General features: G+C 43.0%; 11 protein-coding genes. 9 read left to right on the forward strand and 2 right to left on the reverse strand.

Going from position 1 to position 15,949, the window contains the following annotated elements:
* Positions 1-113: 113 nt before the first annotated feature.
* The 4 genes from CW749_RS08955 to CW749_RS08970 all read left to right on the forward strand — a co-directional run bounded on the left by CW749_RS08955 (position 114) and on the right by CW749_RS08970 (position 4,058).
* Complete coding sequence (locus tag CW749_RS08955; protein ID WP_101111683.1) at positions 114-1,703, forward strand: FGGY family carbohydrate kinase; 1,590 nt, start codon at positions 114-116, stop codon at positions 1,701-1,703.
* A gap of 222 nt (positions 1,704-1,925) precedes the next feature.
* Positions 1,926-2,588, forward strand: a complete 663-nt coding sequence (locus tag CW749_RS08960) for an HAD family phosphatase (RefSeq protein ID WP_101111684.1) — start codon at positions 1,926-1,928, stop codon at positions 2,586-2,588.
* Positions 2,589-2,798: 210 nt separating this feature from the next.
* On the forward strand, positions 2,799-3,218 hold the full coding sequence (locus CW749_RS08965; protein ID WP_101111685.1) for a GNAT family N-acetyltransferase: 420 nt from the start codon (positions 2,799-2,801) through the stop codon (positions 3,216-3,218).
* Between the two features lie 81 nt (positions 3,219-3,299).
* On the forward strand, positions 3,300-4,058 hold the full coding sequence (locus CW749_RS08970) for a DeoR/GlpR family transcriptional regulator (protein ID WP_101111686.1): 759 nt from the start codon (positions 3,300-3,302) through the stop codon (positions 4,056-4,058).
* A 28-nt stretch (positions 4,059-4,086) separates the two neighbouring features.
* On the opposite strand, the gene rbsK is transcribed toward CW749_RS08970, so the two are convergent.
* Positions 4,087-5,010 carry a ribokinase gene (gene rbsK / locus CW749_RS08975; RefSeq protein ID WP_101111687.1) on the reverse strand — a complete coding sequence of 308 codons (924 nt, stop codon included), beginning with the start codon at positions 5,008-5,010 and terminating at the stop codon, positions 4,087-4,089.
* On the reverse strand, positions 5,007-5,849 hold the full coding sequence (locus CW749_RS08980) for an AraC family transcriptional regulator (RefSeq protein ID WP_101111688.1): 843 nt from the start codon (positions 5,847-5,849) through the stop codon (positions 5,007-5,009). The genes rbsK and CW749_RS08980 overlap by 4 nt, the downstream gene beginning before the upstream one ends.
* A gap of 202 nt (positions 5,850-6,051) precedes the next feature.
* Here CW749_RS08980 and CW749_RS08985 point away from each other — a divergent pair, with 202 nt between their 5' ends.
* From CW749_RS08985 to avs1c, 5 genes are all read left to right on the forward strand, one after another.
* Positions 6,052-6,474 carry a YHS domain-containing (seleno)protein gene (locus tag CW749_RS08985; protein ID WP_237322409.1) on the forward strand — a complete coding sequence of 141 codons (423 nt, stop codon included), beginning with the start codon at positions 6,052-6,054 and terminating at the stop codon, positions 6,472-6,474.
* Positions 6,475-7,035: 561 nt separating this feature from the next.
* Entirely contained in the window at positions 7,036-8,367 is a 1,332-nt protein-coding gene (locus CW749_RS08990; RefSeq protein WP_101111690.1) for an MFS transporter, read from the forward strand.
* Positions 8,368-8,630: 263 nt separating this feature from the next.
* A complete protein-coding gene (avs1a, locus tag CW749_RS08995) occupies positions 8,631-9,809 on the forward strand; it encodes an AVAST type 1 anti-phage system MBL fold metallo-hydrolase Avs1a (RefSeq protein ID WP_101111691.1) in 1,179 nt (392 codons plus the stop codon).
* Positions 9,810-9,811: 2 nt separating this feature from the next.
* Positions 9,812-15,559 carry an AVAST type 1 anti-phage system protease Avs1b gene (avs1b, locus tag CW749_RS09000; protein WP_101111692.1) on the forward strand — a complete coding sequence of 1,916 codons (5,748 nt, stop codon included), beginning with the start codon at positions 9,812-9,814 and terminating at the stop codon, positions 15,557-15,559.
* Between the two features lie 13 nt (positions 15,560-15,572).
* Complete coding sequence (avs1c, locus tag CW749_RS09005) at positions 15,573-15,833, forward strand: AVAST type 1 anti-phage system protein Avs1c (protein WP_101111693.1); 261 nt, start codon at positions 15,573-15,575, stop codon at positions 15,831-15,833.
* Positions 15,834-15,949: the final 116 nt, after the last annotated feature.

The raw sequence follows: 15,949 nt of genomic DNA on the forward strand, positions 1-15,949 counted from the left end.
TTGTTCTAAGTACTGATTAATTAGGCGCGGATAAGCAAGCTCCTGATAAACAATGCTCTGATAAGCAAGGCTGTTACAAACAAGGCTCTTAAAAACAAAGCAGAGAGGTCATTATGGCAACCCCCATATTTTTGGTTATTGATGTAGGAACAGGCTCGGTGAGAGCGGCTGCCGTGAACAAAAACGGGGAAATGCTCGCTTTTTCTGCCAAGGAGCACGATCAGCATGTTCCCAAATATGGCTGGTGCGAACAACGCCCGATAGACTGGTGGCAAGGTGCATGTGAGTCCATTAACGCAGTTGTCCGTCAAATTGGGCAGCGAAAATCGGATATCGTTGCCGTATCGTGCTGCGGCCAAATGCATGGCACCGTTCTTATTGATGAGTCAGGGCAACCCACTCGTGAATACGTACCGTTATGGAATGATAAACGCACCATAAACCATGTAAATCAATACCAAGATAACTTCGGGCTGGAAAGCTGTTTAACCCATACCGCTAACCCACCAACACCTGCTTGGCCAGGCTTCAAACTTCAATGGTTTGCAGACAACGAACCAGAACTATTGGAAAAAAGCTGGAAAGTACTGATGCCGAAAGATTTCATTAACTTTCGGCTAACCGGCAAATTTGCCTTTGATACAACAGAAGCGTCCGCCAGCTTTTTAATGGACGCAGACACCAAAGAATGGTCGCAAACCATGCTGTCACAATTGGGAGTGCCTCGTCGTTTACTGCCTCCATTGCGTGACGCGTTAGATGTACTTGGCTCCATTTCATTCAAAGCCGCACAAGAAACCGGATTGCCAGAGGGGCTTCCTGTCGTGGTCGGTGGGGGTGATTTCCCCGTAACTTTGGTTGGTTCGGGCGTTACCGAGCCCGGAATGGGTTCCGATGTGACGGGTACATCTTCAATAATCACTATCGCAAATCGCGAGCCAGTGAGGCACGAAGAAGTCTGCAATGTATTGATTCCCGGCAATCATTGGGGTGCATTTTCATTGTTGGATGCCGGAGGCGATGCGGTGCGTTGGGCTAGGCGAGCAATGAACGAAAATACGCTTTCATACGAAGCCGCGACAACAAAAGCCGCCGAATCTCCCGCAGGCAGCCGACACCTTTTCTTCTTGCCCTACCTGACCGGAGAGCGGCTAGGAGCAACCCGCAACTCGCGAGCGCAATTCTTTGGGTTAAATAGTAGTCATAGCCTTGCCGATCTGCACCGAAGTGTATTAGAGGGGGTCGCGTTTGCTGTTCGCAGACAAATAGAACAGATGAGCGGCTCAGATATCAAGAGCACTTCTGATACCAATAGTGCTTTTGATACCAATAGTGCTTTTGATACCAAGACCGATACCGGTGCTAAAGTAGAACGCATCATTGCGGCCAGTGGAGGGGCGAAATCTCTACTCTGGCTGCAAATCAAAGCCAGCATGTACAACACACCCATACTGGTTCCTAAAGAAGCGGAATGCGGTGTGATTGGTGCGACAGCCATAGCTGCAACTGCAACGGGTCATTTCAATTCATTGTCTGATGCTACGCGACATCTTGTTCAGTACGAAAAAGAGATTCAACCGAACCCAGAATGGAAAGACACGTACGATCGCATGTACCCAATGTTCAATAAAATCAAGGCTGCAACAAGCGATCTCTACAGCGAACTCGATAAGCTAGAAGAAACTATTTTACCGAACACCTAGCGCTTCTAATTCAGTGATCTCCGGCCTGTCTTTTATTTGATCATAAGCAAAGTTAAGACGCTGAGCCCTAAAATTGAAACATATTTGTGTATATATTGAACAACACTTACTCATTTAGATCTTGGTTCATTTGCCCCTTTTTCGTTTAAAACGGGAAAGGTGATCCTATTCCAACCAAGGTTCAAGTCTTCAAATATTCGGTCGGCTCAGAAAGGTATATTCATGTTAAAAATAGATAAAGAACAGCTCAAGTTTGATGGTGTGCTCTGGGACATGGACGGCACCATTGCCGATAGCGAACCGATTCACGAACGAGCCATTCGCCATACGCTTAACAAATATGGGGTAGACCCAACACACGACGACATGCAAAACGTACTAGGAACAGAAGGGAGCAAAACCTTTGAATACTTTCAAACAACGTACGATCTCACCGTATCGTTTGAAGATTATCAAGCCTCCAATTACCAGTACTTTTGTGCCCACAGTAACGAAGTGACCCCACTCTATGGGTGTGAGGTTTTCAAATCACTCCGTGCACTCGGTGTACCGCAAGCTATTGTCACGAATTCCGACCGCATATTAGTCAATGCCAGCCTCGCCGCTCTCCAACTTGAAATACCGGGTTTGGCGGTTGTTGCCCGAAACGACCTTAGACTAGGAAAACCTTCACCGGAAGGATACTTGCGCGCCGCTTACCTTATTGATGTTGAGCCGAGTAAGCTTGCGGTGATTGAAGACAGCGTATTAGGCGCAAAAGCAGGTCTGCTTGCCGGAATGCAAGTGATCGGTGTTCCTATAGAGGAAAATCGTCACAAATTCTCTAGCGACGTCACCCTTGTTAAAGACGCACATTCGCTGATTGACGCCCTTTCAAAAAGCTAATGGGTAAGCCTTGCTGCTTCAATCAGAGTACACGCTAGTGGCGATAAGTTTATTTAACTCTTTCAATATGCATCAAAAAATTTGGTTTCGAACACAGCATCTTCTTTGAGCTGGTATATACTTTTTAAAAACCCTAATAACTCAAGTTGATACCGTTATACCCAAGTAACCTCACCTTGAGATCACCGTTTTTATATTCAGGTAGGCTACATGATCATCGAAGTGACTTATCATCCTAGCAAACACGATTTGGAGTCGATTTATCAGGCTTTAAGAGAATTTAATGAACCCTTTTTCCCTGGGTTGGATGAAAAAGTATTGGCTCTATTTATTCGGGACCAACACCATCAAATCATTGGTGGTATTGCGGCACACCTATTCTATGATTCTCTCCACATTCATCGTATTTGGGTTAACGAAGTCTATCGTCGAAAAGGGGTAGGCACTAAATTGCTAAAAACGGCTGAAAAAGAAGCTCGGAAAATGCAAGTTAAGAAAGTATTTTTGGACACTTACAATTTTCAGGCTCCAGATTTTTACCAAAGACATGGCTTTCACGAAGTGGGTCGCTATGAGGGTTACCCTCAAGATGGCACAGATAAAATATTTTATCGGAAGACTTTGATATGATGGACGGAAACCCAAGGTGATCTACCCTAATATCCTGAGGAGATCGCCTGAAGTAACCTCTATGACCATCTGGAGTTAACCGTGAAACAAACGCAACGTCATCATGAAATACTCGCTTTACTGGACGAGCAAGGATTCCTTTCCACTGAAGCTTTTGTTGATACGTTTAACGTCAGCCCCCAAACGATTCGACGCGATCTGAACGAACTCGCCCAGCAAGGGCTTATCAGCCGCCATCATGGTGGGGCATCGCTCTACTCCAGTACGGAAAATGAAGCCTATTCCACCCGAAAAATCAGCCATCAGGAAGAAAAGGCTCGAATCGCGACCGAGCTGGTCAAGAAAATTCCTAATGGCGCATCCATGTTTATTGATATTGGGACAACGACTGAAGCCGTAGCCACCGCGTTGTTGAATCATAAAGATCTTAAGGTTGTCACCAATAACATCAATGTTGCCAGTATTTTGATGCCGAAAGAGGATTTTACCGTCATCATCGCGGGCGGTCAGATCCGCAACAAAGACGGCGGTATTATTGGGGAAGCCACACGAGAGTTTATCGAACAGTTTCGAATGGATTTCGGCATCATAGGCATCTCGGGCATTGATTCCGATGGCAGCATGCTCGATTTTGATTATTCTGAAGTGAAGATAGCGCAAGCCATTATTGCCAGTTCACGCCAAACACTATTGGCTGCCGACAGCAGTAAATTCAACCGCGGCGCCATGGTGAATCTTGGTCATATTTCTCAGGTAGATTCACTGTTTACCGATGAAGTCCCAGCATCGAACTTAGTTGATGTTATCAAGCAACACGACGTTGAATTGGTGGTGTGCTGATCACCTTGAGGGAAGCCTTAGCCCTCACTTATTTTCCCTGATTCTTTAGGAAGGCTTCTACTTCAGCAATGAATGGAATGGACGTTTGCGCGCCAAAGCGTGTCACTGAAATGGCGGCAGCAGCGTGTGCAAACACCACCGCCTCTTCAAGAGATTTTCCTTTAGTCAGTCCCGCAATTAACGCCCCATTAAACGTATCGCCAGCGGCTGTCGTGTCTACGGCTTCGACTGTAAAAGCAGGAATCAAATAGCCGATCCCATCCTGACTGACCCATACCCCTTTTGAACCCAAAGTAATAAGCACCATAAGCACGCCTTTCTGATGAAGATATTGGGCTGCTTTCGAGGCAGATAAATGATCCGTCACTTCGATTCCCGTTAGAATCTGCGCTTCAGTTTCATTGGGGGTGAGTATGTCAACTTTTGAAAGTAGGCTATCTGGAAGTACAATGGCTGGCGCAGGGTTGAGCACAACTTTTTTGTTAGCGCTGTACGCAATATCAATCGCCTTCTCAACCCCTGAAATGGGCGTTTCTAGCTGAACAAGCAAGTAGTCGCCCTGCTCTATAATTTCCGCAAAACCCGAGACCACTTTCGCCGTGAGACGATCATTTGCCTCCGCTGAAATGCAAATGTTGTTTTCGCCGCTTTCCGCCACTTGAATCATCGCAATACCCGTTGCGCAATCGGGCTCCACCTTGATTCCTGAGACATCAATCCCATCCGACTCATACTGCTTTCGAATGCCTAATCCAAAAGGGTCGTCCCCAACACACCCAATAAAATGGGTCTCAGCACCCAGCCGTGTAGACGCCACCGCTTGATTCGCCCCTTTTCCACCAGCAATTATCCGATAATTCCGACCTTTTAAGGTTTCACCGGGGCGCGGAAACTCAGGAACTTGCAATACGTGATCAGCGTTGATGCTCCCTAACACGACAATTCCGTTCATAACTCTCTTTCGTCAGCCTCTTTTTTTAATGCCATCCATTGGCGTGGAGACACACCTGTAATTTTCCGAAACACCTTACTGAAACCGGAGTAACTCTCGTACCCCACGTGATCCAGCACCCAATGCATCGGCTTTCCTTGTAAAATGAGCGATTGCGCAGCCCCAATACGCCAATGTGCAACGTAATTGCCGGGGGTCATTCCTACCACTTTTTTAAAGGTATCGATGAATACCGTTCTCGACATCGCCCCTTTCTCTGCCATGTCTTCCATGGTGAAAGCTTTATAGGGAAGTTGGTGAATCATATTCAATACTTCCGACAGTCTAGGGTGCGACAGCCCAGCCAACACACCTTGTTTTACTAAATTGCTATCTACTATGTGGCGAAAAAGCATGATCATCATGACATCACTCAACTTGTCGAGAATCACCTGCTGCCCTAGCTCTGCGCTTTCAGCTTCCAGAAACAATCCTTCCATTATCGGTGACAACGCAGGCAATGTTCTGAACGGAATCACAATTTTGTCTGGAAGTGCGGAAAAAAGCAGTTCCCACTTCCCTTCACTGTATTCAATTGTAGAACACACCAACTGAGCCCCATCCGATAGCCCTTCAATAACATGAGGTACTGTTTGGGGGAAATACACAATAGAAGGCTCATCGACCTTCACTTCCTTCCCTTTGTGATCTCGCAGTATCAACTTGCCCTCACGCACAATGTGAAGGTGCCCTTGATTCTTTTCATCATCCCCAAATGACGAGGTACCGCAGAGCTGCCCCGTGTAGAAAACTTCAGACCGCATTGAGAGTTGTTGTATCAGTTTAGATAAAGCATCCATGAAAACCTCGGACTATTGGCACACTTTTACGCATTTCTGTACCCAAATAGACCGGACATCTGCCTTAAATTACTTCACACACGGTCAGGGCAAGCCGCAGAAATTACGGAAACCTGACATTAAGAAGATAATAAAGAGGAGTTTTCCTATGTCTGTTTCAAATAAATCTCTTAAGCGTCTTATTAGTTTAGGCGGTATTGCAATGCTTCCTTTCTCTGTGATGGCTGCCGATATCGACGTAAGCGCTGATGCTAACGACCTAGCAATTAAGGGTTACGACCCAGTAGCGTACTTTACGGCCAGTGAGCCGACTGTCGGTAATCCTGAATTTTCAGCGACTTACAAAAATGCTATTTACCATTTCGCTTCAGCTGAAAACCGCGATACGTTCCGTGCAGATCCAGCGGCATACGCACCACAATACGGTGGTTACTGTGCATTTGGTGTAGCCATGGGTAAGAAGTTTGATACAGACCCACTCGCGTGGAAAGTAGATGAAGGCAAGCTTTACCTAAACCTAGATAAATCAGTACAGCAACGCTGGTTAGAAGATGTGACCGGGTTTGTTAAAACCGCGAACGGAAACTGGCCTGAAATCAAAACCGTAAGCGCTGATAAGTTATAAGTTTCCCCTCCCTTGCATGAGTTCTCTCCCTCTATCCAATTCTCTTGCAAGGGATCTTTTTATTCCCTGTCTTGGGTTAGCGCCCAATCAAAAGCCTCTTATGAGGCTTTTTTCTTTGAAATCACAAGAAATAACACCACGAACACGCTGTCTTAACTCATGGTGAAACAGATGTGTTGAATAAGAAATGGATAGATTTTTGCAACAACCCCATCATTTCAATAGTGTAACCTAGGGGCTGTTGATCTTTCGCGGTTAAATTTTGTTCGACTTCTATGCATTTTAATCGCGGCGCAAGGTGTGTAGCCTAGTCATTCTAAGCAAATACCTTGCAACAAAGAGTAAAGTGCATAGAAGCGAACCCTTCGGGCAGCATTTGTGGCCTATTTCTACTGCGTTATCGCCTATTGATGTAGAGCGACTACACCGAATAAGCTCTGCCTTGTATAAATAACCCACAAATTGCTGCAAAAATCACCTCAAAAGTTCAACAGCCCCTAGCATCTAGAGCTTACTTGGGTGTATACCTAATGTAATGTTGCTCAACGTGCAGAAAACCTCATGACACTCAAAGAAATCTTAGATATCCGTAACGTACGCTACTTCTTAGTGTTTCGAATCAGCTACTTTGCACGCTTTTACTACCCAGTATTCACCCTACTCTATTTAGATTACGGCTTAACACTCTCTCAATTCGCAATACTGAACGTGATTTGGGCAGCGACCATTGTTATTTCTGAGGTCCCATCGGGTGCGTTTGCCGATACCTTAGGGCGCAAAAAACTCGTCGTCTTGTCTTCTGTGGTGATGTTCGTTGAAATTGCCATGATCGCCCTTGTGCCCACGGGCAACCCCACGTTGGTCTTTGTTGTGTTTATGATCAACCGAGTATTGAGTGGTTTAGCCATGTCTTTGGCGAGTGGTGCGGATGAAGCTCTGGCTTACGACACCTTAAAAGCGCAAGGCAAAGAAGAAGTTTGGCCGCAGGTATTACAAATCCAGCTTCGTATCTCATCTGGTGTGGGTATTTTTGTCACCTTACTGGGTGCCGCCATGTACGATGTGAATTTTATGGCGACTGTTTACCAGTTTCTTGGATTCGTCGCGCCAGAGAATACCCAAGACATCATGCGTATTCCCGTATTTGCCACTTTATTTGTTGCGATCATCGCCATTTATGCCGCGATAAACATGGAAGAAGACAACAACGCATTACCATCCCATAGCGGTAAATGGGCAACGACAGTCGCCAGCCTTAAACTAACAATCGATACCGGCAAGTGGGTTATTGCCACCCCCTACGTGCTGTTTATATTGCTGTATTACAGCTTGTTCGAGCATATCTCACGCATGTTTTTAACCATGAACAGCCAATATTATCGCGCCATCGATATCCCGATTATCTATTTCGGATTTATCGGTGCAGGGATAAGTTTGCTGCAAATTCTGCTGGCAGGACAAAGCCGACGTTTAGCAGAAAACATAGCGCCGAGAACCTTTCTATTGGTGATGGGGATCGTCACTGCCATAACTTATTATTTGATCAGCCTCGGGTGGTCGATATACGGAGTGATACCCGTTCTGGTGCTGATTTTCATCAATATGACGATGAACATTTTCATTAGCTACCACCTCAATAAAAAGACCGAATCGCACAACCGAGCCACCGTTTTGAGCTTTAAGGGATTGATGTTCAACCTAGGATACGGGTCGATAGGCATTCTTTACGCTTACTATTACAAACTTGTCTCTCAAAGCTACACGCAGCAAGAGATTGAACAACACCTCGATTTCTTAGCGTCCCTCTCCTCATTCTGCTACTACTTCGCATTTTGGTTTGTCGTGATTAGTGGGTGGTTTTACTTTAAGAGTAGGAGGGTTGGGATTTTTTGAATGGCGGGAAGTTGTATGAGGTTTTCTAGAGTGTTTTTGGACAGAAACGTGCCAGTGATTTTGCTAAGTAGCAATCCATGGATTACTTCAGGTATTGCAAACCTCTAATCGAGCAGCCAACTTCACTCAGCTAAAAAGCTTTTTTATCGCCCTAACAAATAGTTAGAAGAAAACCTTTAAGTTAAGTAAAATAGAAAATATAAAACTATTTGCTTAGCTATTTGTTAGTTCTCTATATGCAGTTGTGATAAGAAGGATGTTCCATGAGAATCAAGATGTACCCCGCAGAGAACGGGGATGCTTTTCTAATAAGTTCAGACAAGACGAACATCCTTATAGATGCTGGATATGCCAGAACTTTCAACTCATACATACGACAAGACCTAGAAGAAATCGCAAGTAGCGGTGCATGTTTAAATTTAGCTATCGTTACCCACATTGATGCAGATCATATTGGAGGCATCATTCGCTTTCTTCTATTAAACAGCCATTCAGAAACAAACAATATTGTTTCTGTTGAAGGTATCTGGCACAACAGCCTACGAAGTCTGACTTCATTGAATGAAACTGAATTATCACCTCAAGATTCTGAGGTCATAAATGCAATTAATAGACGAGGTCACCCCAAAGAGCTTAATGCAACCTCAACTTACGACGAAATCAGCGCACGTCAAGGCTCAACATTAGCATCTTTGATTCATGCTGGAGGGTATGTTTGGAATGACGGCGATGGAAGCGAAAGCGTTTGTATTAATAATGTGCAACACAAGCGATTTCAGGATGGTTTTGTAAAGGTGCTAACACCATCAAAAGAACGATTAGATGGTCTAGTTAAGTCATGGAAGCGGGATTTAAGACGCTATGGCTTCGTTGGTTCTATAGGTTCGGACCTTGTTATTGACGATGCTTTCGAGCTTAATTTTGAGCACAGCAGTGAAGGGCAAGCTAGAGGCAATAAACTCATATCTGCAGGACGTAGGAAAAATCTTGAAGACGTATACAAACCAGACAACTCACCGACTAACGGAAGCTCTATTGCTACTGTTATCGAACTCGATGGTCTTCGAGTATTAATGCTTGCGGACGCGTGGGCTGAGGAGGTTTTGAAAGAACTTCTTAAAATGAAGTCACAAGGTGAGTCCATGATGTTTGATGCAATTAAAATATCTCACCATGGAAGCAACTATAATACTAGCCCAGAACTACTTTGCACTATAGATGCTCCAATGTATTTCATTTCCTCGAATGGAAGCAAACATAATCACCCTGATATTGAGCTTCTTCGAGCAATAGTCGATAGAGATGCGAGTTTTACGAGGACTCTCTATTTTAACTACTCGACTCCAGAATCGAGAGAGATTAAAAATTTCCAAACAACTACAGGCGCTACTTTCATTGTTGAAGAAGAAGCTACTAACTGGATAGAAATCACCAAGGAATAATCATGTTAGATACTGAAATGAAAGTGGCAACTTGTAAGATTGAATGTGGTGAAGAATCAGGTACAGGCTCACTAATTACATCGAAAATCGTATTAACTGCCTACCATTGCGTAGCCGAAGCAATTGAAAGTGATTCAGAAGTAAGTGTCACTTTTAATTTTAGTTCCCCCCCTTCAGTACTGAAAGCTCGTGTTCTTGGACATGACGCAAAGTTAGACATCGCTTTAGTAGAGTTAGAAGCTGTGTGTGACATCTCTCCAATCAAGCTTAGTGACTTATTACCTTTAGGTGGAAACCGCTTCTATTCCTATGGATGGCCTGCTAGCAAGCTAACTATGGGACATCGGTTAGAAGGAGCGATTGTTCAAACTTTCGAAAGCCTTAAGTTAGGCTCAGATATAGAAATAAGCATAGATGAACCGATATCTTTAAGCGACTATCAAGGCTTTTCCGGAGCGGCACTAGTTTGCAATGATGTTTGCGTTGGTGTTATTCGAGTTTCCGTAGAAAAAACCATCGGTGTTATATCTATATCTAGGCTACGTGACTTTTTGAACAGTTTTGACATTGCTATTGAAACGAATAACAAACCTTCAATCAGCCAAAGCTTAGCCTCTAGGGAGGCATTCACTGAACAGTTCGATGATTTTATCTCTGCACAAACCGGTAGCTATATTTTCATTAACGGGGCTCATGGTATTGGTAAATCAACATTTTGTGAGGCTTATTCACCAGAAACCCCTTCTTTAGAACACTTCGGGACATACAGCTTTACTCCAAGAGCAAGCACCAAAAATGCAACTCAATTAGCTCAACCTCAAGAGTTCTTCAACTGGCTTAACATGCAAGTTTCGATGTTCATTACAGGCACTCCTGGACGCATAGAAACGCTCGATTACCCAGAGCTCATAAATAAAACAGAGCAGCTATTGTTACAGTTAAGTGAAACATACTCTTCTAATGGGAAAAACGGGATACTATTTATTGATGGACTGGATGAAGTTGAACGACAAGATGCTGATACCTTGACTAAGTTCATTGGTCTATTACCTATGACACTGCCATCAGGAGTGGTAATTGTTCTTTCTGCACCAAACTATGAACAGTTTGCGACTCGATTAGGTAATAGGCTAAATCGCGAATCATGCATTTCTATGCCTTCTCTCAGTGATAGTGCAGTTCAAAATTTTTGTTATGGTGCTCTTACTGCAGAGCATGCTAACTCAAAAACTGTAAGTCTGATTTGCGAACGAGTGCAAGGGCATCCACTATATCTTCGTTACTTAATTGATCTCGTGAATTCAGGTACAAGTAATGACGAACTAAAAAGTTTGCCATTAATAGACGGCAGCATTCGAAAGTATTACGACTTGTTGTGGCTAAAACTGAAAGAGGATAACGACGCCGTAAACTTGCTAGCAATAGCGGTTCGTTTGCGTTGGGGGATTTCTATCAGTCACTTTACAGAGATTTTGAACTCAAATGAACAAGCCATACTTTTAGGCACTCTTGGAAGAATACAACACTTGTTATTAAGCCCAACTGAAACGACGATATATCACTCTTCTTTTTCTGATTTTCTTCTTGAGAAGACAGCATTACGAGAACAGGATGTCCAGTTACGGTTAGCTGAACACTGTGAGAAGCAAATACAAAAAAAATACTGCTTACTCAATTTGATCTACCATGGTCTTAAAGCTGAAGGTACTGACAAAGCACAAGTGGTTGCTCTATGTACTCAAAAATGGATTGACGATTGTGTGTATCAAGGCATCGAGCCTGATACTCTCCTAGAAGATCTTAAAGGTGTTTTGAAAGCGGCAACAGAGCTTGGTAGCCTGGTTGAAACGGTTCGTATCCTTTTGCTTTGCCAAAGAATTCAGTTCCGGTATAACACATTGTTTGCTCAATCTGCTGATTTAATGGCAAGTGCTTTAATCTGTATTGGGAAAGAACAAGAAGCTTTGCAGCATGTAAGTCGGTATGGACAGTTAATTATACCGTTAGAAGAGGCGCTTGTCGTTGCATTGAAGCTTGTAGATTCAAACAGCCATGAGACAGCTTTAGAGTTGTTAGGCATCGTAGAGAAGTACTTAACAGAAGCTCTTGAACAATTATCTAACGAAAATAGACTTTCTTATAAAGAGTTCCTAAATATCTATGACCTTCAAATACAGCAGTTCCTTCTAAAAATTCGTGCAGGGGATGATAGCTCGCGGTTATTACTTTCTAATTTCCAGTATTATTGGATGAAAGCTATAGACGAAACTTTAAGAGATAAGGATGCACGCAACCTTGTTCTAAATGAAATGCTAACTTACACGCAAGCTGCATCGATGTGTTTTACTAGCGGTTATATGTCCATTTCTCAATTGCGAAAGTATTACTCCGGACCGTTAAGCGAGATAGCAGAACCAATCGTATTTGCAGTTCCGTTATATAAGGGTCTATGCGAAAGATACGAAGTAAATTATGACCAGGAGTTGCTTGACCAAGTTTTTTCTGATGTAGAAACTTTAGTTTCAGATGCTTGGAATGAGCAGAATAAAGTACATCCAAGTATCATTGATTGCTATCTATCCTTGGGTGCGCCGAAAAGCATTGTTTTGGCGCTAGGAGAGCCTGCGGATGACGTACCTTTACCTATATCATTTATTGCTGATGACAATGTTACTATTGATTATTCTGAATTAGAAAATGGTATGGCAGTATGGAAGCATAAAGCGTTTATTGAGCCTGAATTCACCTGCCCCAAGTTAATCCCCCTATCTTCAAGTTCATGGTTAAATGGACTTAGTTCAATATGTAGTGCCATTGCTTGGTGTGATGGTACCGCAAGGCGGTTCAAAGAAAATGAGGACACAATAGGGTTAGAAGTTGTCTGGAAAACTCTAAATCAAGATATTTTAAACCACTTAAGGTTCAGTCTCGCGCAGCGTGTTCAATGGGAAGACGCCTATGGCTTGCCAGAGGGCATTCTTCCTAATATATATCAATCAATTACAGAGTTAATTACTGATATATATCCCAGTGGAATTTGTGACTTACTCAATTTTATCGAGGAGCAATTTGACTGCCAATGTGGTATCTACTCAGAAGGCTTTAGAAGTATTCTAAACCAAGTACTAACAACTGTTGTTAGTAAGCCATTAGACGTAGAAGTAGAGGATCAAGCATTTCTATTGCTGGTTCGTTGGAAAGAATACGTAACATCTAACCTAGAGAACAGATATGAGCTCATTCCGGAGCTGTTAAGTATAATTCCACTTTATACAAGGTTAGATGCTTCGGACCAAGCGAAAAAAACTTATCAACTTGTCTTATCATTCTCCATGGGACCTAGTTGGTACAAGGAAGATCAGCTAGGTTTAAGTATTACTGCACTAGAATCTGTTGATCAAGAATACATCGCTGAACCAGAAGTCATATGTCAAATAGCAGGACTACTAGATGCCGCGGATGGTGAGATGACTTTCCAGCGCTTTGTTAGATACGCTAAACGAGACTTCATTGGAGCTTTGTGTCAAAGAGGCTCCGTTCAAAGCGCTGTAAATTACTTTATTCGCCAAACCTACGGAACACTTGAACAAATGTATCAAGAAGTTACTCGTGGAGATATAGACAGAGTTTCAACGCTAAAAGGCACTCGTTTTCCTGGAGCTGCTCTGGATGAACAAGACTCAATTTTATCTCTCATTACCCCTCTGATTCCTAGGGCAGATTGGCAGCTATGTTGGGTTCTGTTGGAGTGCTTCCAATTTGGCGATTCACGCCATAGAGACAAGTTTGCGCATGCCTATAGCCTTTTAATCAACAAGTTAGCAAATGACAATGCTTTTCTAGACCTAGCTCTTGATAGGGTGGAGATTATTTGCGAGTCTGAATTTGATAGTTTAAATGACCGTTTAGAGTTCATTTCATCGCTAGCCTCCAATCTAAATGAGCATGTCAAAAGAATTTTCGCAGCAAGATTTCCGGAGAGCATCGCCCAGCCAGACCCAGACTTGACTAAAATTCCATCAAGAGAAGGCTCAAAATCTGATAATAGAGAAGCAGAAACAAAAGATTCCGATACAATTCACTTTCCAGGGACTTTTGGCAGCTCTAACTCTATTGAAGAGGCTAACGTAGCCTTATCTAATGCGTCTAGACACCTACGCCGTAGGAATAATTCAGAAGCAAAAAACGAAGTTATCTCAGCAATGAGTGCTATGCAGAGTGGTGGGTGGTCATTATGGAATGGAACTACATCGGTTGTTGAACAAGGAAAATCACTACTTCTGCAAACTGATAGTTCTGTTTCTGATTTAGTTAACCTACTTTCGCCTTTAATTGTGGATAAGCGTTATGCTGAGAGCTGGCGAATAGCAGAAAGTTTAATTACATGGTTAGCGAGTCATTGCCCTTATGACGAACAAGCCCAGGTTCTAAAACTAACAAATGAACATACTAGCTTAATGGTTGGAAGCCTAGAAGAGGCTGATAGATATACGTTTCTAGAGAATGACGATAGTTTATCTGATTGCTTAGCCAAACTAATTCTTCATGTTATCGATCACCCTACATGGCTTAGGCGCGAAAAAGCATCAGAGATGCTGATTTGGTTATCAAAGAGCTACCCAGATTTCGTCCAATTATTTGGAGCTAAAGCTTTTTCCATGAACAGTGGCTCTCATCCCGACTTAATTTGTGGTGCTCTTGAGCAAACATCTACATCACAACAAGCCTGGGAAGCTCTAGCTCAAGAGCTTGACTTTAATTCGATACAACAAAACTGCAAACACGTCGGTAGATATTCAGTTTTAGTGCGCATTACTAGACGAGCTGAAGTGCAAGGATCAAAGTCTGCTGACGAGGCTTTGGATACATTGGCGGCTCGCTTCAATGGTGCAACTAATAAAAGCACATCTGATGATGTTGAGTTACCTACATGGGCGGAATGTATTCGATCCAACTGGCCCAAATTAATGAAGCTAGGCGTGGTGAGTTCTTCTGTACTGGCTCAAGCAGAATCAATACTGCAAGAAATATGCTCTCCACTATCGATAGAAGCTAGCTTAGAATTAGAACAGTTGTTGGCTGAAGGGTATTATGGAAATGCAGAACGCCCTAACCGCTGGTCCGATAAAGTTCGCTACGCGTTTCATGTAGCTTTGCATAATGTTGCAAAGGAACCTGAGTACAAACATATCGAAGCCATTTTCAGAAAGTATAATCCAACTCGTTTGGATAACTTGAGAATCATAAATTTTGAATCCCAAGCTATAAATTGGATACGCTCTAAAGAACCAATACCGGCACATGGGGATAGTATTTATTTAGACTACTGTGAAAGAGTTTGGCTCAAAGACCAACTGAGATTAGTTAGACTGACTGCGTACCTTACTGACAGTCAAGAAAATCTTCCTTTGCCTTCTGGGCGATTCTTATCAACAGATAAACCTTCACTAGATAATACTAGCTTGTTTGACACTTGTGCCAATGTTGAAGCTTTACCTGCGTATTTTGGTAGTTTTACACCGGCAATACCTACTACGCACTTCATGAGGATAACTGGGGCAAGCAATTCCAATTTGAAGCGAGGTTGGTGGAAGTCAGGGCGACTCAAAGAAACATATGAAGGAGCTCCGACCAATGAGGGGTGCTTCTTATCGATTGATTCTAACGCTCTCAGACTACCACATGGATTAAGTTTGATTTGGGTATTTGAGTTGGATCTAGAACCTGTTGGGCTAATTTCTTTCGGATAATATTGGAGGATTCATGAATTTTGAAGCATATGATACACCAGATACTAGGTCGGAATTCGAACTACGATTTCACTATCTGCATAATATTATTAAACAAGGCAAGTTTCATGTGAATGCTGGTATATCTATGGAAGGAATACTCAAAGTAAGAAAGCTCCCGAATGGACGGATTGATTTTCTAAGTGTTAATGAACAAGCTCGCCTTAACGCAAACATGATGTATCATATGCGAAATTTCAAGCTACCCGATAATATTGATCTTGATGAAAAATAGGTTAGCACTGAATATCATCGATAAATTGTGGTGGTCAGTTATAACGGACCACCACATAATGGTTACGTGTACCGGTAGCCCGTCAAGCTGAGCAATTAAATATAATGTCTAGATGT

This window comes from Vibrio sp. vnigr-6D03, assembly GCF_002835515.1.
Lineage (GTDB): Bacteria > Pseudomonadota > Gammaproteobacteria > Enterobacterales > Vibrionaceae > Vibrio > Vibrio penaeicida.